Here is a 23409-nt window from a genome sequence, read left to right on the forward strand (position 1 = left end):
CGGCCGGCACGGACCCCCGCACCGGGGCGGCGGCCGCGGGCACCGGACGGCGGTGGTCCCCGGCCGCGCCCGGCGGTGCGCCGGGGACCCGGCGGGCGGTGCAGCGGCGCGGCACGGCCGCCCGGCCGGTCCGCCGGCCTCCGGGTCCGGGTGTCACCGGCACCGGGGCCCGGCCGGGACCTCCCGCACCGGCTGACCCCGCCCTCCGGCCCCCGCCCCGCCGGACACCGCCGCGGGCCCACCGGCCCGCCCGCCCACCGGTCCCCGCCCGTCCGGGGCGCCCGCCCGGTCACCCCGGCGCCCGGCGCACCGGCCCAGGCCCTTCGGGACGGCCGGCCCGTACCCAGGGGCGGCCCCCTCCCGGTCAACCCCGGCTCCGGCATGTGCCCGGCCCCGCAGATGAAGGACTCCCATTGATCAACGCCAACGTCCTGTTCGAGATGGCGCTGGGCGGCGGACTCGTCGCCGCGTCCGGCGCGCTGGTGGCGCAGGCCCGAGGGAAGCAGGCCGCGCTGCGGGCCCGGCAGGCCGCCGAGGCGGAGGTGTCCCGGGTCAGGGCCGCCGCGGAGCTGTCGGTCCGGCAGGTCAGACAGGCCGCGGCGGAGGAGGCCGAGGCGCTGCGGCGGCAGGCCGCGACGGACCGGGAGTGGCGGCAGGCCGCCCTGGCGGAGACCCAGCACCTCGTGGAGCGGCGGCTGCCGCGGCTGGTGGACGTCGAGGCGCGCCGGCACCCGGGGGTGGAGGTGCCCGGCCCGTCCCAGGCGCTGCTCCGGGGCAGCCCGTGGGAGGACCTCCACCAGGCCGCCCTGGACCTGGTGCGGGAGGCGGTGGAGACCACCCGGGCCTCGGTGGGGCGCTCCGCCCGCGCGGGCGTGCGCGGCGTGGCGGACGAGGCGCAGACCTTCCTGACCAAGCTCCAGATGAAGATCGACGAGGAACTGGGGAAGCACCCGCACGCGACCGCCTACCACCAGAGCCTCATCGAGATCGACCACTTCGCCACCCGGAGCCTGCACACCCTCCAGCGGCTGCGCGTGCTCGCCGGGTCGTGGCCGGGCACCCAGCGCGCCAACGCGTCGATCCGCGAGATCGTGGAGAGCGCGCGCGGCCGGGTCGGCCCGTACGAGCGGGTGGAGTACACCTACCGGCCGGACGTCGGCGAGCTGTTCGTCGAGGGCCGGGTGGTCGAGCCGATCGTGGTGGCGCTCGCGGAGCTGATGATCAACGCGACGATGTACTCCAGCGACACGGTGAGCGTCTACGCCCAGCAGGTGCCCGCCGGTTGCCGGATCGTGGTGGAGGACACCGGTCTGGGCATGAACGCCTTCCAGCTGGCGGACGCCGAACGGCTGCTGTCCAGCAGGACGCTGCTGGACGTGACGGCGCTGGAGGACGAGCGCAAGCTCGGCTTCGCCGTCATCGGACGGCTCACCCACGACTACGGCTTCCGCGTCGACGTGGGCGCCCCCTCGGCGAGCGGCGGTGTGAAGGCGGTCCTGCTGGTGCCCACCGCGCTGATGGGCGAGGCCCCCGAGCGCGGCGAGGCGTCGCCCGTCCCGCTGGAGGAGCCCGGCCCCGCGCCGGCGGCCGCCGCCCCCGCCGCGCCGCCCGCCGGTGCACCGCCGCAGACCACCGTCTCCGGGCTCCCGAAGCGGCAGCCGAAGCAGCTGATGACCCTTCCGCCGTCCGGGCCCAGTCAGGAGGCCGTCACCGACACCGCGGACGCCCACGACCTCGCCGACGGCTTCGAGCAGATCCGCCGGGCCCTGAGCACCGGATACGCCCAGAACGACACCGACACCGGAGGATTCCAGTGACGACCGAACAGCCCACCGCCGATTCGACGGACCTGACCTGGCTCCTCAACAACCTGACCCGGGAGCCGGGCGTCATCAACGCCCTGCTGTTCACCACCGACGGACTGGTGCTGGCGTCCTCGGACGCTCTGGCGACCGACGACGCCGAGCGGACCGCCGCCGCCCTGTGCGGGGTCAAGTCGCTCCAGGCGGACCTGGGGGCGTTCTGCGGGCATCCCGGCGAGACGGGGAGCCGGCTGCGGATGCGGCACGTGGTGAGCGATCTGAAGGACGCCACCGTGCTGCTGTTCGCCGCCGGGTCGCGTACCGGCCTGGGGGTCTCGGTGCGCGGGGACTCGATGAGCCAGGAGGTGTCGCTGGCCATCACCGCCACCCTGAAGATGATCTCCGGGATGCGCCCGGTGCTGGACGCGCGTGAGCGGAGCGGCTCGGCGTGACCCCGCCGGGACGCCAGAAGCGCGGCATGGTGCGGTCCTACACCGCCACCGGCGGCCGCGCCCGGCCGTCGCGGAGCACGCTGGACGAGGCCACGCTGCTGATCGCCGATCCCAAGATGCCGCTGGCCGGGCTGGCGGCGCAGGCGTACCGGGTGATGGAGCTGTGCCTGCCGGGGGTGCTCTCGGTCTCCGAGGTGGCCTACCACCTCCAGCTGCCCGGTGCCGTCACCAAGGTCGTGGTCTCCGATCTCGTGGACAGCGGGCACCTGGTCGCCCGGGCGCCGTTCGTGCCCGCGGCCCACCAGCACGACGAGGATTTCCTGAGAAGGGTGTTGCATGGACTCCAACAGCTCTGACCGCCGCTATGTGTCGGCCGGAGCCCGCTCGGTGAAAGTGCTCGTCCTCGGCCCGTTCGCGGTGGGCAAGACCACCCTGGTGGCGTCGGTGTCGGAGATACGTCCGATGCACACCGAGGAGCGGATGACCGTGGCCGGCGAGCTGGTGGACGACCTGGGCGGGCTGACGGGCAAGGACACCACCACGGTGGCCATGGACTTCGGGCGGGTCACCCTGGCCCGGGACATCGTGCTGTACCTGTTCGGCGCCCCCGGCCAGCCGCGCTTCCACCGGATGGTGCGGTCGCTGATGGAAGGGGCGCTGGGCGGGCTGGTGCTGGTCGACACCCGCCGCCTGGACCAGAGTTTCGACGCGATCGACCTGCTGGAGTCGGCCGGTCTGCCGTACACCGTGGCCGTCAACCACTTCCCGGGCGCCCCCCGCTACAGCGACGCCGAGATCCGCGACTCGCTGACCATGGCGGAGGACCGGCCACTGGTGTGGCTGGACGCCCGCTACCGCCACTCGGCGAAGGAGGGGCTGATCGCCCTGGTCACCGACATCCTCGCCCGTCCCCGTCTGGAGCCCGCGCGATGACCGCCGCACCCGCCGTTCCCCGCCTGTTCGGTGACGCCTTCGCCGCGGACCCCGAGGAGGCGTACGCCGCGCTGCGGGCCGCCGGGCCGGTGGCCTGGGCGGAGATCGCGGAGTCCGTGCACGCCCTGGTCGTCACCAGCCACCGGGCCGCGGTCTCCCTCCTCAACGACACGGCCACCTACAGCAAGGACAGCCGGCGGTGGGCCGCGCTCAACGCCGGGAACGTGCCGCCGGACAGCCCGGTGCTGGCCCTGATGGCGTTCCGGCCGAGCGTGCTGTACGCGGACGGCGAGCAGCACCGGCGGCTGCGCGGGGCGCTCGACGACTGCATGGCGCGGATCGACATCCACCAGCTGCTGGAGACCACGCAGGCGCACGCCCGCCGGCTGGTCGCCACGATCGCGCCGGCCGGCCGCGCCGACCTGATGACCGAGTTCGCGGACACCCTGCCGCTGCTGGTCTTCGCCGACATCCTCGGCTGTCCGGCACCGCTGGCCGAGCGGATGGTCATCGCCTGCCAGGGCATCATCGGGGCCGGGGCGTCGGCGGCGCAGGCGGCCGCCGACTTCGCGCACATCCTCGCCGAGCTGATCGAGACCAGGAGCGCGCAGCCGGGGCCGGACTTCACCTCCTGGATGCTCCAGCACCCGGCGCGGCTCAGCTTCGAGGAGACGCTGCACCAGCTGTACTGCTTCGTCGGCGCCGGCACCATCCCCACCGCCGCCTGGATCGCCTCCGGGCTGCGGCTGCTGCTGGAGGACGACGTGTACGCGGGCGACCTCACCGGGGGCACGGTCACGGTGCGCCGGGCCATGGAGAAGGTGCTGTGGACGCGGTCGCCGATGGCGAACTTCAGCGTGCACTTCGCCCGGTACCCGACCGTGCTGCACGGCGTCCCGGTGCCGCCCGACGTACCGGTGCTGATCAGTCACGCCGCCACCGGCACCGATCCGGCGCTGCCGCCCGGCCTGGGCTACGACAACCGGTCGCACCTCGCCTGGTCGGCCGGGCCGCACCGGTGCCCGGCCGACAGCCAGGCCGGGGTCATCGCGCAGACCGCGATCGAGACGGTCCTGGACCGGCTGTGGGACCTGGAGCTGACCGACCCGGGTGTGCCCAACCGGCACGGCCCCTTCCACCAGTGCCCGGTCTCGCTGAACGTCCGCTTCCGCCCGCAGCGCCACGAGAGCCGCACCGCCCCCGAATCCACCGGAGGACAGCCGTGAACCGTGCCCCGATATCCCTCGACACCACCGGAGGACGTCTGTACGACCAGGCCGACGAGCTGCGTGCCGCCGGCCCCGCCGTGCGCGTCGGGATGCCCAGCCGGCTGACGGCCTGGTCGGTCACCCGGGGCGATGTCGCCAAGACGCTGCTGACCCACCCGCACATCTCCAAGGACGCCCGCCGCAGCTGGCCCGGCTACCAGCCGTTCGCGATACCGTGGCTGGCCGCCTGGGTCGACGTGGTGTCGATGTTCACCAGTGACGGCGCGGACCACAAACGCCTGAAGGACCTGGTCGGGCGGGCGTTCACCCCCCGCCGTATCGAGGCGATGCGGCCGGCGGTCGAGGCGATCGTCACCGATCTGCTGGACGCCCTGGAGGCCACCGCTCCGGGAGGCTCCGCCGATCTGCGCGCCACCTTCTCCTACCCGATCCCCACCCGGGTCATCTGCAATCTCTTCGGTGTCCCGGACGAGCAGCGGTCCCGGATGCTGGACGTGGTGGACGCGGTGCTGGACACCACCGTCTCCGAGGAGCGCGCGGCGGAGATCCGCGTCGAGCTGTTCGCCGTGATGAGCGAGCTCATCGCCACCAAGCGCGTCACCCCCGGCGACGACATGACCAGCGTCCTGCTCGCCGCGCACCGGGAGGACGGTGACCGGCTCAGTGAGGAGGAGCTGGTCAGCACCCTCATCCTGATGATCGGCGCGGGCTCCGAGACCGCCGTCTCGCTCATCGACCACGCGGTCGTCGAGCTGCTGACCCACCCCGGCCAGCTGGCCACCGCGCTCGCCGATCCGGCACGCTGGGACGACGTCACCGAGGAGACGCTGCGCAAGCACCCGCCGGTGATGCACCTGCCGCTGCGGTACGCCACCGCGGACATCGACCTGGGCGAGGGCGTGACCATCCGCAGTGGTGACCTCGTCCTCATCGGCTTCGGGGCGCACGGCCGTGACGGGGGCGTCAACCCCGACCCCGACCGGTTCGACATCGACCGCGCCGACCGGCAGCACCTGGCCTTCGGGCACGGCATCCACTACTGCCTCGGTGCGCCGCTCGCCCGGCTGGAGGCCCGGGTCGCCCTGCCGGCGCTCTTCGCCCGCTTCCCCCGCATCCGGCTCGCCGCGCCGGCCGGGACCCTGCGGCGCCGGCCGTCGTTCATCGGCAACGACTACGACCGGCTCCCCGTCGTGCTCTCCCCCGCCGGTGACGACGGCGTGCGGGCTGACGGCCGGGCCGCCCGGCGCCGGTAATTCGCTGGACGGCCTGGCCGCGAACCACTGGGATGGCTCCGACTGCCCCTCGCACCGAGCGGGCCGGCCCCAGGAGCTGTGCTTGGAAACGGCGACCGCCGCGGACTCCCGCCCCCACATCGACGAGGCACTGGCCAGGCGGCTGGTCGACACGCAGTTCCCGCGGTGGGCGGGGCTGCCCCTGAAGCTGCTCGACCCGGCCGGTTCGGACCACGTGATCTACCGGCTGGGCGAGGAGCTGTCGGTCCGGCTGCCCCGCCACGCCGACGCCACCGGGCAGGCGCGGAAGGAGGCGCGGTGGCTGCCCCGGCTCGCCCCGCACCTCCCCCTCGCCGTCCCGGCGCCGGTGGCGGTGGGCGAGCCCGGCTGCGGTTATCCGTGGCCGTGGTCGGTGTCGCGCTGGCTGGACGGTGAGGTGGCGACCGTCGCGGCGCTGGCCGACTCCGTCACGGCCGCCGTCGAACTGGCGGAGTTCTTGTGGGCGTTGCAGCGCTGCACCCCCGAGGACGGCACGGACGGCGAGGCCGGGGGCACCGGACCGGCCGGGGACGCCGGGGCCTCCACGGATGCCGGGGATGACGCCGGGAGCGCCGGGGACGGCCTCACCGGCCGGCCGTTGTCCGACCGCGACCGTGCGACGCGGCTCGCCATCGCCAGGTACGACGGCGTGTTCGACGGGGCGGCGATGAGCGGGCTGTGGGACGCGGCGCTGCACGCCCCCGGGTGGGACCGGGCCCCGGTCTGGTTCCACGGCGACTTCCACACCGGCAACCTGCTGACCGTGGGCGGCCGCCTCAGCGCGGTCATCGACTTCGGGGAGCTGGGCAGGGGCGACCCGGCCCGCGACCTGATGATCGCCTTCACCCTGATGTCGGCCCGCAGCCGGGCCGTCTTCCGCGAGGCGCTCGGTGTGGACGACGCCACCTGGCTGCGGGGGCGGGGCTGGGCCCTGGCCACCGGGCTGAACGCCCACAGCGCCTACGCCGCCGTCAGCCCGCGGGTCGCCGCGCAGACCACCCGGCAGATCACCCAGGCCCTCATCGGCTGACCCGCGGCCGCGCCGGGCGCCGACGACATCCGCCGGGCGCGCCGCGGGGTGCCGGATCAGCCCCTGGACCTCCGGTAGTGGCGGCGGACCCGGTCCCGGTTGCCGCAGTCGCCCGAACTGCACCAGCGGCGGGTGCCGTTGCGGCTGCGGTCGAGGAAGAACCAGCCGCACCCCGGCCCCTGGCAGCGGCGGACGCGCTCGACCGGCGGGCCGGCCAGGAGGTCCCCGGCCTGCAGGGCCAGGGCGTGGGTGAGGTCGGCGAACCGGTCCGCGCGGGCGTGCCAGCGCATCGGCAGGGCGGGCGGGAGTTCCGCCTCCCGATGCGCCGTCAGCAGGCAGCGCCGTACCGTCTCCCACGCCTCCGTGGGCGGTGGCGTGCCGTCGACCGCGGCGTCCAGGACCGCGCTCACCGCGGTCCGCAGTGCCCGCAGGCCGGCGAGCCCGGACAGGAGGTCGGCCGGGTCCTCCCGGGACACGGCGTCGAGCAGCGCCTTGGTCCGGGCGGTGGGGAACACCCCGGCGGCGCCCGCCCACCGGATCCACGCCCCGGCCCCGCCGACGCGGTCCGCCCGGCGGGCGTCGTCGGTCCGCCACGCGACGGTGTTGGCGAAGTCGAGCACCGGGTGCCCGCCGATCAGGGCCACGCCCACCCGCGGTGCGTCGGCGGCCGGCGGCACCGTACCGGCCGTGTCGTCTCGGGTCACCTGCGCATCCTAACGTCCGACCCCGCCTTCTAATGACCGTAAAGGCTTTTGACTGTTAGTCTGCGGCGCATGGGATCCATACCCCCGCCCGGCCGGGACGCCTCGCCCCCCGAACGCTTCCGCGCCGGGGTCGGCGTCGGGACCGGGCTGGCCGCCGCTTCCTTCGTCCTCGCCGTGAGCTTCGGCGCGATCACCCATGCGCAGGGCTGGTCCGTCGCCGGTTCCGTCCTGTGCTCCATGGCGGTCTTCTCCGGCTCGGCGCAGTTCGCCCTGGTGTCCACGCTGGGTGCGGGCGGCGGCACGACCGCCGCGGTTGCCGCCGCCGCCCTCGTCAACGTCCGCTTCCTGCCCATGGGAGTGGCCGTCGCCGGCGACCTGAGCGGCGGGCGGATGCGCCGGGCGCTCCAGGCACAGGCGGTGGTGGACGGATCGTGGGCCGCCGCGCACCGGGGCGGCGGCCGCTTCGACCGCCACCTGATGTTCGGGGCGAGTGCCGTCCAGTGGGTGCTGTGGGTCGCGGGGACCGCGGTCGGTGTGGTCCTCGCCCCCGACCCCGGCCTCCTCGGTGACCTCGGCCTGGACGTGGTGGCGCCGGCCATGTTCCTGTTCCTGCTGCTGGACACGACAGGCGCCGACCGCGGCAACCGGCTGCCCGCCGTGCTGGGCGCGGCCGTCGCCGCGGGGCTGTCGTTCCTGCTGCCGCCGGGGCCGGCGCTGATCGGTGCGGCCGGTGCCGCAATGGTCGCCCTGGCCCGCCCGCTGCCCGGCCCGGGCCGGCCGACCGCCGGGGACCGCAGCCCCGGCCGCCCGGGCGAGGGGAACCCCGCCCCGGAAACGGAGTCCCCATGACCCCCTGGCCCGCGCTGGCGGCCGTCGCCGTGCTGAGCTTCGCCATCAAGGCGGCCGGCCCGGTGGCACTGGGCGGGCGCGAACTGCCCCCGCGGGCCCGGGCGGTGATCGGCCTGATGGCTCCCGCGCTGCTGGCCGGCTTCGTGGTGGTGGATGTGGCGGGCCCCCGGTGGAGCGCGGTGGACCCCGCGGTCCTGGCCGGGCTCGCCGCCGTTCCGGTGCTGCGGCTGTGCCGGCTCCCCCTGCCGGCCGTGCTGGTGGCGGCCGCCGCGGTGACCGCGCTGGTCCGCGGCCTCGGCGGGTGACGTACGCGGCCACCGACGGGCACCACGGAGCCGGGCGAACGGGCCCGTGGTGCCGCGCACGTGGTGCGACCGGCGCGGGGCACCCGCCGGCGAGCGGGCGAGGCGGAGGGGGATCCGGCCACCGGGCCGGACGACCGGGGCGCCACGCCGCGACCGGCCCGTCGCGCCGGCCCTCCGGACCCGCGTCGGGCGCGGCCGGAAGCCGGCCACCGCGGTCGGCAGCCGCGGCCTGCCCCCGCGCCCGGCCGCCGGTGCACGGCCGCGCCCGACGGCGCCCTGGCCCTACGTCCACCGCGGGCGGCGCGGGCGGAGGCGGGGTGCTCCACCCGCGCCGGCGCCGCCCGGCGCCCTCGCACATGCCGCAACGGGACCCTCAATTTGTCTAGACCTATTGCCCCGCCGGTGATCGCGGGCTACGTTCCCGCTGTTCGAGCTGTTCGAAGTACCTCACATTTCCTTCAATTCCCTTGACGAGCAAGGCTGGAAGGAGCATGTCCGCATGCAGAACCGGAGTGTGCCCAGACGGACCGTTCTCGCCTCCGCGGCCGTGGTGGCGGCGGGCACGACAGGCGTCATGGGCGTGACGGCCAACCCCGCGGTCGCGCACCGGCGCGACCACCGCCTCAAGAAGATCATCTCCAGGATGAGCGTCGAGGCGAAGATCGGCCAGCTGTTCGTGCCGTACTTCTACGGCACGTCGGCGACTTCTCCCAGCCAGTTCGACCAGGAACGCAACCTCAAGGAACTCGGCGTCCGCACGGTGGCCGAGCTCATCGCCAAGTACCACATCGGCGGTGTCATCTACTTCTCCGGCTGGGCGAACAACATCCAGGACCCCCGGCAGGTCGCCGACCTGACCAACGGTGTGCAGCGCGCCTCGCTCGCCCTGCCCACCCCCATCCCGTCCCTGATCTCCATCGACCAGGAGCACGGCTCCAACGTCCGCATCGGCAGCGGCGCCACCCAGCTGCCGGGCGCGATGGCGCTCGGCGCCGGCCGCTCGCTCACCGACGCGCGCGCCGCGGGCCGGATCTCGGGCACCGAACTCGCCGCCCTGGGCATCCACCAGAACTTCGCCCCGGTCGCCGACGTCAACGTGAACCCGGCCAACCCCATCATCAACATCCGCTCCTTCGGCGCCGACGCCCGCGAGGTCGGCCGTATGGTGGCCGCCCAGGTGACGGGTTACCAACACGCCGGCGTGGTCGCCTGCGCCAAGCACTTCCCGGGCCACGGGGACACCGGGGAGGACAGCCACACCGGACTGCCCGTGATCACCCACACCCGCGAGGAGTGGGAACGCATCGACGCCCCGCCCTTCCGGGCCGCGATCGCCGCCGGCGTCGACTCGATCATGACCGCGCACCTCCAGGTCCCCGCGCTCGACCCCAGCAACGAGCCGGCCACCCTGTCGCCCACGATCCTCCAGGGCGTGCTCCGCGGCGAACTCGGCTTCGACGGTGTGATCGTCACCGACGCCCTCAACATGCGCGGGGTGCGCACCAAGTACGGCGACGACCGGGTGCCCGTCCTCGCCCTCAAGGCCGGCGCCGACCAGCTGCTGTTCCCGCCGGACATCGGTGTCGCCTACAACGGCGTCCTGGCGGCCGTCCGCAGCGGGGAGATCACCGAGGAGCGGCTCGACGAGTCGGTGCTGCGCATCCTGCGGCTCAAGGACAAGGTCGGCCTGCTCGGCGGCAGCCCGTATGTCTCGGCGAAGGAGGTCGACCGGGTGGTCGGTGCCCGCGCGCACCAGCACGCCGCCGCCCGGATCACCGAGCGCACCACCACCCTGCTGGTCAACGAGGACCGGACGCTGCCGCTGCGCCGCGGGCACAAGAAGCTGCTCGTGGTCGGCGCGAGCCCGGCCTTCCCGACCGACAGCACCCGCACCACGGTGCCCGAGCTGGCCCGGGCGTTCGACGAACTCGGCTACGCCACCACCCACCTCGCCACCGGCCGGGCGCCCGACGCGGCACAGATCGACGCGGCCGTGGCCGCCGCCCGGGGGCGGGACGCGGTGGTGGTCACCACCGACAACGTCGGCGCCACCAGCGCCCAGCGCACCCTGGTGTCCCGGCTGCTCACGACCGGTGTTCCCGTCGTCCACCTCGCGGTGCGCAACCCCTACGACATCGCCCACCTGAGCGGTGTCCGGGCCTCGCTGGTCTCCTACGGCTGGGCCGAGGTCGAGCTGCGCGCCGCCGCCCGGGTGATCTCCGGCCGGGTGGATCCGCGCGGCAAGCTGCCCGTGCCGATCCAGCGGGCGGACGACCCGGCCAAGGTCCTCTTCCGCTCCGGACACGGCCTGTCCTACGACGACTGACGCCCGCGCCCCCGCACGGCCTCCCTCCGCCCTCCCGGTGCGCCCGCCCCGGTGGGGCCGGAGGGGCGGGCCGCCCCGCGGGACCGGGCGGGACCGGACCACGGCCACCGGTGCCCGGGACGTCAGGTTCCGTCCGCGCCCGCCGGCCCGGCCGTCCCGCCGCCCGCCGGCTGCCGTGGGCCGGGGCTACGTCCGCCCGGACGGCCGCCCCCGCCCGCTCCGGTGCCCGTCCGGTCGAGGATGTCGCTCATCACCGCGTGGACCGGCTCGCCGTCGAACAGCTTCCCGAGCTCCTCGACGCCCTGCCGCCGCTGCGCCGGGGAGAGCGAAACGTAGTGTTCGATGCGTTCGTTGAACGTCCGTCGGTACCGCGCGTAGAGCCCGTCGTCCTCCAGGACGCGGCCGGCCAGCTCGACCAGGGCCGCGGTCCCGGCGAAGTCGTCCTCCGGGAGCCGGTGCCCCGGCACCACGTCCGCGAACCGGCACCCGCTGCGGCCGAACAGCGTGCCGTCCAGCGCGCGCATGGTGAAGACGTGGGCGTAGTGCTGCTCGTGGATCGCCAGCGGCAGCCGGCCGAGGGCTGTCGTCTCGTGGAGCGCGGTGAGCCCGGGGGCGAGCAGGTGGTCCGGGGTGCTCGCCACCGCCCGGAGCAACTCCCGCTGCCGCAGCAGCCGGAAGTCGGCCCGCCCGCCGGCGGCCGAGACGGTCCGCTCCCGGCCTTCGCCGAACGGACCGCCGCAGACCAGCACGCGGCGGAACCGGGGCCAGTCGCGGAGCAGGTCCGGAACCCACCGGTGCAGCAGGCGCACATAGTCGTCGTGGTCCCCGAAGCCCAGCAGGAAGTTCTTGAACCCGCCGACGTCGATCAGCAGGTCGTGTTCCGGCCCGGCGGTGCGCCCGACCTGCTCCAGCCCTTCGGTGTCGATGATCGGGCCGGTCCGCCGCATCCGGCCGCCCGCGCCCAGGGCGGCGACCGCGGCGGCGCGTTCGGTGACCCCGGGGAAGTCCTGCACCACGCTGTGCGTGGCGAGCAGATGGGCCGCGACCACTCGCTCGTGCGGTGTCAGGTCCGCCAGGTGCCGGTCGGCGGCGGCGAAGCCGGACCGGGGCACGGTGGCGCACAGCGCGGCGATGGCGGCGAGTGGCCGGGTGAGCTTCCAGAAGCTGAAGAGGCTGTCCACCAAGGTCGCGGGCCGGCGCGCCGCGACGGCCCGGAACACCAGCTCGGCGTCCATGACCGAGACCGCGTGATCCCCGTTCCGCAGCAGGTCGTCGGTGAACGCCGCCCGGGAGCTCTCCGTCATCCCGCCGGTGTCGTACACCTCGTCGAAGGCGTCCGGGTTCGACCGGGCGAAGACGGCGGCGACGCCGTCCCCGACGAACACCCGCCGGTGCCCGCGCAGCGGGCGGGAGACCGCGACGAGCGCGGAGACCGGCCCGAAACCGCAGTTCTGCGCTCCCATCACGATCCGCACGTCACCGCCCTCCGCCGGTCGTTCCGGGCAGCCGGTCCGCCGCCCCGGGCGCGGTGCCGAGGACCTCGACGAGCCGTTCGGCGAAGTCGGCGGGATATCTCGCGTAGCCGACGTGCCCGCCGGGGAACAGGGCCGGTGTGCCGCCGAACCGCTCGGCGAGGACCAGCGCGGGGCGGTGCACGAGGTCCGCGCGCGAGGCGTGACCGCCGGCCCACACCACCTGGCCGGCCACCGCGGCGAGTGCGCGGAGGTCGGGGACGAAGCGGGTGAACGGCCGGATGACGTGGGACAGGAAGTAGTCGGTGTTGTCGTGGACCTCGGGGAGGGGCGGGGCCGGTTGCCCGCCGTGGAGGTCCTGCAGTTTGACCAGGGCCGGTGCCATGCCCTCGCGGCGGTACGTCCGGTATACCTCGTCGATGATCGCCAGGTGCTCGTCCGCGTCCGGGAGGATGCTCAGTACGGGCGGCTCGTGGGCGACGGTCAGCCGGATCCGGTCGGCGTGGCGGATGGTGAGTTCCAGCGCGATGAGCCCGCCCGAGCAACTGCCGAAGACGTACGCCGGCTCGCCCCGGCGCGCGAGGTGGCCGATCAGCCGGTACGCGTCGTCGGCGTGCTCCTCGACCCTCTGGTCCGTCGGGGGGCCGTCGAGCACGCTGCGTGAGTTCCCGCGGGGGTCGTAGGTGACGACCCGGTGGTGTCCGGCCAGGGCGGCGGCCACGCGCCGGAAGACGGCCGCGTCGGAGTTCCCTCCTCCGATGAGCAGGAGCAGAGGCCCCTCACCTCGTACTTCGAAGTAGATCGTCGCGCCCGGTACGGCGAGCGTCCCGCTGTCCGATGGGTTCATCACAGTCCAGGGGGGGGAGGCCGGTGTGTGATCCCGCAGCGTCGCACAGGAGGCGGGGGCCGGTGCAGGGCGTGAGCGGGCCGGCGCCGGCGACTTCGCACGCCTCCGCGGGCGCGTGCGCCGACCGCCGCTCCCGTGCGCCGGTCTCGTGGTGAGACGCACCGGGCATACCGCCCCCGTCACTCCCACGCCCGGCCGCCACGCGGCCGGCCACCGCCGGCATCCGCGTACCCGGTGATGAGGGACGCCCGGTGGGGGGTGGCCCCTGTGTGTCCTCCAGGCAAGGAGAGCCGGTTGACGGGCATCGAAGCAGTGCGGCGCATCCTCCGCGACCTGGGCATCGAGGAGGAGCTGCTCCGCGAGGACCTGCAGCTGCGCGCGCACCTGGCGCTCGACTCCGTGGACCTGTCGCAGATTCAGGTCGAGCTGGCCGAGCGGTTCGCCCTCCACGTCGATCTGTGGGGCGGGCGGGACTACACCCTGGGGCAGCTCGCCGGCCTCCTCGGCGAGGAACGGCCCGGTGCGGGGGCCGGGCGGGAGTACCGGGACCGCGGCTGGTGGCGCCCGGAGTTCCTGGACGACCTGGTGCTGGGCGGCCGGCACGCGGGCCACCGCACGGCGCTGGTCGCCCCCGGCCGCACCCTCACCAGGTCCGAGCTGGACGCGGCGGTGTCCGGCTGCGCCGCCGGGCTGGCGCACACCGGCATCCGGCCCGGCGAAACCGTGCTGGTGCAGCTGCCGAACGACGACCGGTTCGTCGTGCTGGTGCTCGCGCTCATCAGGCTCGGAGCGCGTCCGGTGCTCGCCCTGCCCTCGCTGCGCGAGCACGAACTCGACCCGGTGTGTGCCGCGCTGGCGCCGAGCGCGCTGGCCGTGCCGGCCCGGTACCGGCGCTTCGACCACGTGCGGCTCGCCGAGCGGCTCCGCGAGCGGCATCCGTCCGTACGGACCGTGCTCGTCTCGGGCGACGCCGGCCCGGCCGGCGGCCGTCCGAGCATCGACCGGCTCGTCGAGGACGGCGCCCCGGCCGCCGCCCCGCGGGTGGCGCGGCACCCCTCCGACACCGCCCTCTACCTGCTGTCGAGCGGCACCACGGGGGCACCCAAACCGGTCCCCCGCACCCACGAGGCGCTCGGGCACGTGCTCCGCACCTCGGCGGCGGTCTCCGGACTGACCCCGGAATCGGTGTTCCTCGCGGTCCTGCCCATGACGCACGCCTTCGCCTTCTCCGCCCCGGGGGTCCTCGGCACCCTCGCACGGGGCGGGAGGGTCGTACTCGCCGCACCGGACGACGCGACCGCGGCCATGGCGCTGATCGAGCGGGAACACGTCACCCACTGCGCGCTCACGCCCGCGCTCGCCCGGCAGTGGCTCGCCACCCGCGCCGCACACAACGGTGGTGGCCTGCCGGGCCTGCGGGTCCTGCAGGTGGGCGGGGCCCGTCTGGACGCCTCCACGGCCGCCCGGCTGGCCGGTACCTTCGGCTGCCGGGTCCAGCAGGTGTACGGGATGAGCGAGGGCCTGCTGAACTTCACCCGGCTCGACGACCCGCCCGAGGTGGCGTTCGGCACGCAGGGCCGGCCCTCCTCACCGGGTGACGAGACGCGCGTGGTGGACCGGGAGGGCCGGCCGGTCGCCGACGGCGGGACCGGCGAACTCCTGGCCAGGGGGCCGGGCATCATCACGGCCTACCACGACGGCGTGTCCCCAGGGTCGTTCACCGCCGACGGCTTCTACCGCACCGGCGACCTCGTCAGCCGCCACCCCTCCGGGAACTTCGTGGTGGTCGGACGCGTCAAGGACGTGATCAACCGCGGGGGAGAGAAGATCCCGGCGGACGAGCTGGAGGCACTGGTACTGACCCACCCCGGCGTACGGGCCGCGGCCGCCGTGGCGATGCCGCACCCCGTCCTGGGTGAGGCCGTATGCCTGTACGTCGTGGCCGACGGCGAGGGGGCCCCGTCGCTGCGGGAGGTCCGCGGGTATCTGGAGGACAGCGGGCTGGCCCGGTTCAAGCTGCCCGAACGGCTCGTCGAGGTCGCGGCGCTTCCCCTGACCGCGGTCGGCAAGGTGGACAAGGCCCGGTTGCGCGCCGAGGCCGCGGCCCGGCCGGCGGACGGGGGCTGACCGGCCGGCGCGGCAGCTGCCGCAAGCCGCCGGCCGGGCCACGGGAGGCCCGGCGGTGCTGCTACGGCCGGCCGCGCCGGGTGGCGCTCCCTGCCGGACCCGGGTCCGGGTCCGGGTCCAGCATCATGTCGAGCGACAGGGAGCCGTCCGCCTCGGTGAAGGAGCCCACCCGCCGGAAGCCGTTCTTCTCGTAGTACCGGATGGCGCGAGGGTTGTCGGCGCGGACACCGCCCCACAGGATGATTCTCCTCCTGCCGAGCAGTCGCGCGGTCTCCGTGACCAGCGGGAAGACGAGCGTCCCGACGCCTCGGCCCTGGTGGTCGTCGGCCAGGGTGGGGCCGAAGCGGCAGTCGGTCGCCTCGCTGAGGCGGATGCCCGCGTCCCGGTAGCGGGCGGTGTCCGAGGCAGTCAGCGCGAGGCCGAATTCGAGCAGGCCGACGATGCGGCCGGACGGCACCTCCTGGAGCACCAGCCGGAGCTTGTCGTGGCGCGCGATGGCGTCACACAGCTCCTGGGCGGTCGCCAGGTCGTACCCGTCGAACGTGCTGAAGCGCCGCGATGCGGGCGACAGGGCACCGAGGAACTCGGCCAGCGGACCCGCGTCGACGTGCGTCAGGGGACGGACGATGACATCCGGACCGCCACCAGGGCTCAGACGGCGCGTCAGGCGATGGGGATTCGCGGCGATCTCCGTCAGGGTGAGCACCCGGCAGCCTCCCTCCGGACCGGCTGCGGGGCGACGACCCGCCGGCTCCGGGCATTCCGTAGGTCCACGTGCACGAGGGAACGGCCCCCGGCATCACGCCGGGGGCCGTGGTGTACCGTACCGGCCCCCGGCCGCGGGAAGCCCCGGCCGGCCCCGTGCTCCGGTGCTCCCGCGCGACGCCCGGGCGTACGGAACGGACCCGAACGGCCCGGGGCCGATCCGGCTCCCGGACCGCCTCGGACGCCTCGTCTCCCGAAATTCTCCCGAACGATCTTCATGCGCCTCCGGCTGGCGGAACGGCGCCGTCTCCACCGAAGGGGACGGCGCCGATTCCTGCACCGGTGACCTGACCGGACAGTGTTCTACGGCAGGTTGCGGGACATGACGATCCGCTGGACCTGGTTGGTGCCCTCGTAGATCTGGGTGATCTTGGCGTCGCGCATCATGCGCTCCACCGGGTAGTCGCGGGTGTAGCCGTAGCCGCCGAGCAGCTGGACCGCGTCGGTGGTCACCTCCATCGCCACGTCGGAGGCGAAGCACTTGGCCGCCGCGCCGAAGAAGGTCAGGTCGGCGTCCACCCGCTCGGACTTCGCCGCGGCGGCGTAGGTCAGCTGGCGCGCCGCCTCCAGCTTCATGGCCATGTCGGCGAGCATGAACTGGATGCCCTGGAAGTCGGCGATCGGCTTGCCGAACTGCTTGCGCTCCTTGACGTAGCCCTTGGCGTAGTCGAGCGCCCCCTGGGCGATGCCCAGGGCCTGGGCCGCGATGGTGATGCGGGTGTGGTCCAGCGTCTTCATCGCGGTGGCGAAGCCGGTGCCCTCCTCGCCGATCATGCGGTCCGCCGGGATCCGCACGTTGTCCAGGTAGACCTCACGCGTCGGGGAACCCTTGATGCCCAGCTTCTTCTCCGGGGCACCGAAGGACACACCCTCGTCGGACTTCTCCACGACGAAGGCGGAGATGCCCTTGGAGCGCTTCTCGGGGTCGGTGACGGCCATCACCGTGTAGAACTCGGAGACCCCCGCGTTGGTGATCCAGCGCTTCACCCCGTTGAGCACCCAGTGGTCGCCGTCGCGGACCGCGCGGGTCTTCATGCCGGCCGCGTCGGAGCCGGCGTCGGGCTCGGACAGGCAGTAGGAGAACATCGCGTCACCCTTGGCGAGCGGCGCGAGGTACTTCTGCTTCAGCTCCTCGGAACCGGACAGCATCACCGGCAGCGAGCCCAGCTTGTTGACCGCCGGGATCAGCGAGGAGGAGCCGCAGACCCGCGCGACCTCCTCGATCACGATCACCGTCGCCAGCGCGTCCGCGCCCGCGCCGCCGTACGTCTCCGGCACGTGCACCGCGTGGAGGTCGTTGGCGACCAGCGCGTCCAGGGCCTCCTGCGGGAAGCGTGCCTCCTCGTCGACCTCGGCCGCGAACGGCGCGATCTTCGCCTCGGCGAGCGCGCGCACCGACTCGCGGAGCATGTCGTGCTCCTCGGACGGCCGGTACAGGTCGAAGTCCTGGCTCATGTTCGGAACCTCAGTTTCGGTTGCGTGGGTCGACACGACACAACGGCTACGGCACTCAGTACCCCCAAGTATGCACACCCAGTGCCATCGGACAATCCTGGTGCTAAGTTCCCGGACATGACCGAGGAGCGCGACCCGGGCCCGGGACCAGGCACGACACCGAACCGACCGCCGATGCGGGACGCCCTGGTCGCCGCCGCCTTCGAGCTCTTCCTGGAGCGTGGTTTCGAGGCCACCACCGTTGACGACATCGTCGCACTGGCGGGCGTCGGGCGCCGGTCGTTCTTCCGCTACTTCCCCTCCAAGGAGGACGTGGTCTTCCCCGACCACGAGCGCTGCCTGGCCGACATGACCGCCTTCCTGGAGTCGGTCGCCGAGGACCCCGAGCCGGTGGCCCGGGTCTGCGACGCGGCCCGCATGGTGCTGCGGATGTACGCCGAGAACCCCACCTTCTCGGTCCAGCGCTACCGGCTCACCAAGAGCTTCCCCGGCCTGCGCGCCTACGAGCTGTCGGTGGTGTGGCGGTACGAGCGGGCGCTCGCCGCCTACCTGCGACGCCGCTTCGCCGGCTGGTCCGACGGGGACCTGCGGGCGGACGTGATCGCCGCCGCGGTGGTCGCGGCGCACAACAACGCGCTCCGCTCCTGGCTGCGCTCGGGGGGCGAGGGCGACGCGGAGGCGGCGGTGGACCACGCGCTCGCCCTGGTCCGGAACTCCTGGGCGCCCGACGGCGGGCCGGCCGGCCCCGGTGAGCCGGCGGACGAGGACGTGGTGGTGGTGATCACCAAGCGCCGGACGCCGCTGTGGCGGGTGGTCCGCGAGCTGGAGGGCGGTCAGGGACCGGGGTGAGGCCGCCGCTCCCCGCCTGACCAGACCAGGGAACTCAGTGCCTTTACAGCTGACACTGCGTGCCATAGGCTTCCGAGGACGCGCCTCAGATTCCTCCGGCCCAGCGCAGGGAGATGACACCGTGTTCCACACCGCGGCCGAGATCGACCCGTTCCGGACCCAGCACAGCCCGGCCGTCCCGGCCGGCCCCGACCCCGGGGACACGGACGAGCCCGGGGACACGGCCGGCTCGCGAGCGCAGGAGGGCTGGCCGGGGCAGGACTACCTCGACGGCCTCCAGCGCGGCGAGCTGTACTTCCAGCGCTGCCGCTGGTGCCGCACCGCCGTCTACCACCGCCTGCTCTGCCCCGTCTGTGCCTCCCCCGACCTGGACTGGGAGCACAGTTCGGGCACCGGGGTGGTGCGCCAGGCCACCGTGGTGCGGCGCAGCACCGGCACGCTGCGGACGGTGGGACTGATCGACATGGCCGAGGGCTTCCGGCTCCGCGCCACCCTCTCCGGGGTCACCGCCGACCATGTGCGCCCCGGCACCGTGGTACGGCTCGACCCGCACGCCGCCCGCCCGCGCGAGCTGACCTTCCGGCCGGGCGGCGACGACGGGACCGAGCACCACCGCACCGCCCGGCCCTGAGCCTGCGGGGACGACCGCCACGCCGCCGGGGACGGTGACCGCCCCCGGGCCATACGGCGGGGCCCCGGTCGTGCGGATCCGGTCGTGCCGTCCGGTCGTCCGGCGGGGGCATCCTTGCGGTCTGCGGTCCGTCCGGTGTCCGGTGCGGTCCGTCCTGCGGGGCGGATTCCCGGTGGAGGGCGGTGCACCGCGGTCAGGCGCGGGGCCGGCCCGGCGGCTGCCGGCGCCGTCCGGCCGGGCGCACGCCCGGTAAGAGGGACGGTGACCGCGGTCAGGTTCCCCGGCGGCGCGCCCCGCGGCCGGGCCCGTCCGGCCTGCCGGGTCCTCCGGCGGACCGGGGCGGGGCGGCGAGGAGGGTGTCCACCACCCGGCCGAAGATCCGGCGGCCGGCCCAGGCGGTGGGCGGGTCGAACAGCCGGGGCAGCAGCCGGACCCGGGCCTCCTCCCGCCAGCTCACCACCGACCCCGCGCCGTCGGGCCGGACCTCGATCTCCGCCCAGCCGACGACCACCCCGCCGCGTTTGACCAGGCGGCACCGTCCGGTTCCGTCCGGGCCGGGCGGCTCCCAGCGGACCACCTCCATGGGGTCGTCGAAGCCCAGGCGTCCGCGGCCGGTACGCGCCAGGACCACCGTCCCGGTGCGGGTGGGTCCGGGCGGCTCGGTGCTGAGCCGGGTCAGCGGGACATGAGCGGAGTGCCGGGGCCAGTCGGTGACCCGCCGCCACGCCTCCGCCGGGGGCAGTGGGGACCGACGCCGGAACGCGATGAGCGCCACGGCACGATCGTAGGCGCCCGGCCACCACCCGGCGCGGGCACCCTGCCCCGCCGGCCGTACCGGCCCTCCCCGGTGTGCCCCGCCCCGGGCTCCGCGCCGCCCCGGCTCCCGCCCCCTTCCTGGCCCTGTCCCGGCCCCGGCTCGCTTGGCGCGCCGATGCCGGTGCCGTGCTGGTGCCGGTGCCGGGTGCTGGCGGTCCTGGGTGGTGCGGGCCGCGCCCTGGGGCCGTACGTTCCGGTGCCGTCGTATCCGCACAGCCCCGCCAAGCCCCCGCCCCGCTTCCACGCCCCGGGCGGCACGGCCCAGGGGGCCGCGTCCGGCCGGGGCCTGATGTCCGTCCGGCCCCCGGCGCACAGGTCGTCGGTGGCACGAGGGCTCGGTGGGACGGGGCCTCTGCCTGGCGGGCCCTGCCCGCACCGCGCAGGGCCCGGCGACGGGACGGCGGGTACGGGGCAGCCCTGGCGTCGGGCGGCCCGGATCCGGCGGCCGGGCAGCGCGTGACCGGGCGGGACCCCTCACCCCGTGGGCGGCTGTCCGCCGGGGCGGAACCGGTCCACGTCGAAGCGGCCGGCCGGAGGGGCACGCGATCACGTGGTCAGCCGTGCGGCGACGGCCGCCGCCTGGGCGGCCACCCCCGGTATGCCGGGGGTCACCAGCCAACCGGCCCGTGCCACGGCCGTCTCCCCCACCAGCCACAGGCCCCGGTCGGCCGCCTCGTCCGCCCCGGGCACCAGGGACGCCCGGGGGGTGATCGCGTTGACGACCACGTCGGCGACCGGCGCGCCGGGCTCCGGGCCGAGCCGGAAGCCGCCGGCCGCCGACGGCGTGATCCCGGTGGGCGCGGTGGCAACGGTGAGCTGCCCGGAGTCGAACATGCCGAGCAGCACGGCCGCGTTGTGGGGCACCATGGGCGAACTCAGGGCGATCACGGTGCGGGCGTACCGGCCGCGCAGCAGTTCCCGGTCGTGCTCGGTCAGCAGCCGCCACGCCTGGAGGCCCAGCGGATGCACGGCGGCCTGGAGGAGCCGGCGGCCGAGCGAGGGCGAGTCGGTCTCCGCCAGCTGGCGGCGCAGCCGCCGGTCCGGTTCCTCCCGCCCGGTGTCCCGGATCTCGGCGGTCAGGTCGTCGAGGTTCTGCCCGTGGCCGGCGGCCTCGGCGCGCAGCAGCTCGGCGAGATGGCCGAGGGTGAGCCGGCCGTGGCGCGCGGCGGTCGCGTCGAGCTGCTCGCGGGTCAGCCGGACCGGCTCCACCGGCACCGGGCGCTGCCAGACGAACGGCAGCACACGGTGACGGGAGATGAGGGTGATGCCGCCCCGGTGCCCGCGGTCGGCGAGCGCCACGGCGATGTCCACGGCGGTCAGTCCGCTGCCGAGCACGGCCACCTCGGCCCGCTCGGGGATCCGGGCCAGGGTCTCGGCGAGCGGATAGGGGTCGGGGAGGTAGCCCGGTGTCCCGGCGAGCCGGTAGACGTCGGCCGGCGTGCCGGCGCCGGTGCAGTGCACCACCCGGTCGACCTCGTGTTCCGGCCCGCCGTCGTCGGTGCGCAGGGTGTATCCCGCCCCGGACGCGGCCACCCCGGTGACCCGGGCGGCCACCACCGTCACCCGGCACCCGGCCTCCGCCAGGCGCCGCACGGCCTCCTCCGCGGTGTCCTCCAGGTACTCCCCGTAGGCGCCGCGCGGCAGCAGCGGGACGCCGAGCCGCGGATCGAGCCAGCTCCGCGCGTATCCGGGCCCCCGCCGCCGCAGCCAGCGGTCGTAGTGGCCGTCGTCGCCGTGCCGGGCCGACATGATGAAGCCGGGCGCGTTCACCCGCACCGCGTTCAGGTCCCGCTGGTAGGCGCGGCCGCGCCACAGCCGCGGGGCGGGTTCGAAGACGGTCACCGCGCGGGGCGGCCGGGCGGTGCGGGACAGGGCGTCCAGCAGGCTGACGGCGGCAGCGCCGCCGCCGATCACGCCGACGTGCGTCATGGGGTTCCTCCGGGTCGTGCAGGGCCGGGGCGGGCTCCTCCCGCCCCGGCGGCGGGCTGTCCGCCGCCGGTCCCACCCTGGCCGGGGCGCCGGCCGGGAGCCCATGCCCCGCCGGTGGTGGACCGGCGGGGCGCGACCCCCTCGGATGGGGGTTGGCGCCGGGGCCCGGGCGCGGCAGGGTGGGGCCGGTGATCGCGGCGGGTCCGCGCGGCGGCCGGGGGTTCTCGGCGGGCCGCCGTGCCCGGCCGGGGTCGCGCCGCCGGGGGCCTGGCCGTCGGCGGCACCGGACCGTGCGGAGGGAGCACGGGCCGGCGGAAAGGGCCGCGGCGGGGGCCGCGGGCCGGGGAGATGAGGATTCAGGTGTCACTGGAACGCCGTCGCCGGGAGTTGCTCGCCGAGGCGGGGCGGGCGCCGGACGCCGGCCGGCTCTTCGAGTCGGTGTCGGCCCGGCTGCGCCGGATGGTGGACTTCGACGCGGCGGCGTGGAGCACGACCGATCCGGAGACGGCGCTGGTCACCGCGCCGATGCTGACCGAGAACCTCAACGGCGGCGCGGACTGCTTCGCGTTCTGGGAGTGCGAGCTGCTGGAGGACCACGTCAACGCCTTCCGCGACCTGGCGCGGGCCGCCGTGCCGGTGGCCGGGCTGCGGGCGACCACCGGGGACCTGCCGGCCCGCAGCGCCCAGTTCCGCAAGCTGGCGCGGCGGCGCGGGCTCGGGGACGAACTGCGGGTGGTGCTGCGGGTGGCGGACCGCTCGTGGGGGGTGGTGAGTCTCTTCCGGGAGCACGGCCGGCCGGCGTTCGACGGTGCGGACACCGCGCTCGCGGCGAGCCTGTCCGCGCCGCTGGCCGCCCGGCTGCGCGCCTTCGCCCGCCCGGAGCCCGGACCCTTGCCGGAGGACGGACCGGTGCCCGGCCGGGCGCCCGGCGCCGGGGCCGGTGCGGGGCGGTCGCCGCAGGACGGGCCGGGTCCCGGGCTGGTGCTGTTCGACGGCTCCGGGACCGCGCTGTCGGTCAACGAGGAGGCGCGGTACCACCTCGGGCTGCTGCCGGCGGGGCCGCTGGCGGGACCGGTGGGCGGTATCCGGCTACCGGTGTGCGTGGTGGCCACCGCGCTCCAGGCCCGGGCGGTCGCCGAAGGCCGGGACCGCGGCGCGGCGCGGGTCCGGGTGCGTACCGTGGACGGCCGGTGGCTGGTGTGCCACGCCTCGCGGCTGACCGGCGCCGACGGGGCGGCCGGGCCGATCGCGGTGATCATCGAGCCGGCGCCGGCCGCGGACATCGCCTCGATCATCGCGGACGCCTACGAACTGACCCCGCGCGAGCTGGAGATCACCCAGCTCATCGCGCGCGGACTGGACACCGGCGAGATCGCCGTCGCGCTGGTCATCTCGCCGCACACGGTGCGCGGCCACGTCAAGACGGTGTTCCAGAAGGTGGGGGTGAACAGCCGCGGCGCGCTGGTGGCCCGGTTGTTCTCCGAGCACTACTGGCCGCGCCGGGCCCCGGCCGCCGCCCGGGGGTAGGGGGCTGCCGCGGCCCCGGGGCCGCGGGCATCCGGGCCGGGCACCGGCTCCCGGCGGCACCCCGGCGAGCGTACGAGGGCACTCCGACGG

General features: G+C 75.2%; 21 protein-coding genes. 14 read left to right on the forward strand and 7 right to left on the reverse strand.

All coding sequences use genetic code 11. The features are described from left to right. Positions 1–413 precede the first annotated feature (413 nt). From IHE55_RS32100 to IHE55_RS02035, 7 genes are all read left to right on the forward strand, one after another. Positions 414–1817, forward strand: coding sequence for a sensor histidine kinase (locus IHE55_RS32100; protein WP_197987432.1), 1404 nt, complete (start codon positions 414–416; stop codon positions 1815–1817). Further along, positions 1814–2254, forward strand: coding sequence for a roadblock/LC7 domain-containing protein (locus IHE55_RS32105; RefSeq protein ID WP_197987433.1), 441 nt, complete (start codon positions 1814–1816; stop codon positions 2252–2254). Before IHE55_RS32100 ends, IHE55_RS32105 begins: the two co-directional genes overlap by 4 nt. A gap of 26 nt (positions 2255–2280) precedes the next feature. Continuing rightward, positions 2281–2610, forward strand: a complete 330-nt coding sequence (locus tag IHE55_RS02015) for a DUF742 domain-containing protein (RefSeq protein WP_197987434.1) — start codon at positions 2281–2283, stop codon at positions 2608–2610. Continuing rightward, entirely contained in the window at positions 2591–3187 is a 597-nt protein-coding gene (locus tag IHE55_RS02020) for a GTP-binding protein (protein WP_197987435.1), read from the forward strand. Before IHE55_RS02015 ends, IHE55_RS02020 begins: the two co-directional genes overlap by 20 nt. Then, positions 3184–4413, forward strand: a complete 1230-nt coding sequence (locus IHE55_RS02025) for a cytochrome P450 family protein (RefSeq protein WP_197987436.1) — start codon at positions 3184–3186, stop codon at positions 4411–4413. The genes IHE55_RS02020 and IHE55_RS02025 overlap by 4 nt, the downstream gene beginning before the upstream one ends. Next, entirely contained in the window at positions 4410–5669 is a 1260-nt protein-coding gene (locus IHE55_RS02030) for a cytochrome P450 family protein (protein ID WP_197987437.1), read from the forward strand. Before IHE55_RS02025 ends, IHE55_RS02030 begins: the two co-directional genes overlap by 4 nt. An 82-nt stretch (positions 5670–5751) precedes the next feature. Beyond that, positions 5752–6717 (forward strand): aminoglycoside phosphotransferase family protein, encoded by a 966-nt coding sequence (locus tag IHE55_RS02035; protein WP_197987438.1) that lies wholly within the window; start codon positions 5752–5754, stop codon positions 6715–6717. Positions 6718–6773: 56 nt separating this feature from the next. Here the strand turns inward: IHE55_RS02035 and IHE55_RS02040 are convergent, their stop codons facing one another. Then, entirely contained in the window at positions 6774–7421 is a 648-nt protein-coding gene (locus IHE55_RS02040; protein WP_197987439.1) for a CGNR zinc finger domain-containing protein, read from the reverse strand. Between the two features lie 69 nt (positions 7422–7490). Between IHE55_RS02040 and IHE55_RS02045 the strand changes: the two genes are divergently transcribed. The 3 genes from IHE55_RS02045 to IHE55_RS02055 all read left to right on the forward strand — a co-directional run bounded on the left by IHE55_RS02045 (position 7491) and on the right by IHE55_RS02055 (position 10901). Beyond that, positions 7491–8270: an AzlC family ABC transporter permease gene (locus IHE55_RS02045; RefSeq protein WP_197987440.1), complete on the forward strand. Its 780-nt coding sequence runs from the start codon at positions 7491–7493 to the stop codon at positions 8268–8270. Next, the gene (locus IHE55_RS02050; RefSeq protein WP_197987441.1) at positions 8267–8575 is read left to right on the forward strand and encodes an AzlD domain-containing protein; all 309 of its coding nucleotides are present in this window, start codon (positions 8267–8269) and stop codon (positions 8573–8575) included. Before IHE55_RS02045 ends, IHE55_RS02050 begins: the two co-directional genes overlap by 4 nt. Positions 8576–9074: 499 nt before the next feature. Continuing rightward, positions 9075–10901, forward strand: a complete 1827-nt coding sequence (locus IHE55_RS02055; protein ID WP_197987442.1) for a glycoside hydrolase family 3 protein — start codon at positions 9075–9077, stop codon at positions 10899–10901. 122 nt (positions 10902–11023) lie between these two features. Here the strand turns inward: IHE55_RS02055 and IHE55_RS02060 are convergent, their stop codons facing one another. Both IHE55_RS02060 and IHE55_RS02065 read right to left on the reverse strand, forming a co-directional pair. Next, positions 11024–12364: a hypothetical protein gene (locus IHE55_RS02060; RefSeq protein WP_232265798.1), complete on the reverse strand. Its 1341-nt coding sequence runs from the start codon at positions 12362–12364 to the stop codon at positions 11024–11026. 13 nt (positions 12365–12377) lie between these two features. Continuing rightward, complete coding sequence (locus IHE55_RS02065; protein ID WP_197987443.1) at positions 12378–13220, reverse strand: alpha/beta fold hydrolase; 843 nt, start codon at positions 13218–13220, stop codon at positions 12378–12380. Between the two features lie 294 nt (positions 13221–13514). On the opposite strand from IHE55_RS02065, the gene IHE55_RS02070 reads away from it, so the two are divergent. Further along, a complete protein-coding gene (locus IHE55_RS02070; RefSeq protein WP_232265418.1) occupies positions 13515–15347 on the forward strand; it encodes an AMP-binding protein in 1833 nt (610 codons plus the stop codon). A gap of 61 nt (positions 15348–15408) precedes the next feature. On the opposite strand, the gene IHE55_RS02075 is transcribed toward IHE55_RS02070, so the two are convergent. Then, on the reverse strand, positions 15409–16053 hold the full coding sequence (locus IHE55_RS02075) for a GNAT family N-acetyltransferase (RefSeq protein WP_197987445.1): 645 nt from the start codon (positions 16051–16053) through the stop codon (positions 15409–15411). Between the two features lie 362 nt (positions 16054–16415). After that, positions 16416–17567 (reverse strand): acyl-CoA dehydrogenase, encoded by a 1152-nt coding sequence (locus IHE55_RS02080; protein ID WP_197987446.1) that lies wholly within the window; start codon positions 17565–17567, stop codon positions 16416–16418. Between the two features lie 174 nt (positions 17568–17741). Here IHE55_RS02080 and IHE55_RS02085 point away from each other — a divergent pair, with 174 nt between their 5' ends. Beyond that, entirely contained in the window at positions 17742–18416 is a 675-nt protein-coding gene (locus tag IHE55_RS02085) for a TetR family transcriptional regulator (RefSeq protein WP_197991728.1), read from the forward strand. A gap of 121 nt (positions 18417–18537) precedes the next feature. After that, positions 18538–19047 carry a Zn-ribbon domain-containing OB-fold protein gene (locus tag IHE55_RS32110; protein ID WP_307826469.1) on the forward strand — a complete coding sequence of 170 codons (510 nt, stop codon included), beginning with the start codon at positions 18538–18540 and terminating at the stop codon, positions 19045–19047. A gap of 271 nt (positions 19048–19318) precedes the next feature. Here IHE55_RS32110 and IHE55_RS02095 read toward each other — a convergent pair whose 3' ends face one another. Beyond that, complete coding sequence (locus tag IHE55_RS02095; protein WP_197987447.1) at positions 19319–19822, reverse strand: SRPBCC family protein; 504 nt, start codon at positions 19820–19822, stop codon at positions 19319–19321. Positions 19823–20409: 587 nt separating this feature from the next. Next, positions 20410–21792: an FAD/NAD(P)-binding protein gene (locus IHE55_RS02100; protein WP_197987448.1), complete on the reverse strand. Its 1383-nt coding sequence runs from the start codon at positions 21790–21792 to the stop codon at positions 20410–20412. Between the two features lie 360 nt (positions 21793–22152). Here IHE55_RS02100 and IHE55_RS02105 point away from each other — a divergent pair, with 360 nt between their 5' ends. Further along, a complete protein-coding gene (locus IHE55_RS02105) occupies positions 22153–23319 on the forward strand; it encodes a LuxR C-terminal-related transcriptional regulator (RefSeq protein ID WP_307826472.1) in 1167 nt (388 codons plus the stop codon). Positions 23320–23409 lie beyond the last annotated feature (90 nt).

The organism is Streptomyces pactum (genome assembly GCF_016031615.1).
Classification (GTDB): Bacteria; Actinomycetota; Actinomycetes; order Streptomycetales; family Streptomycetaceae; genus Streptomyces; species Streptomyces pactus.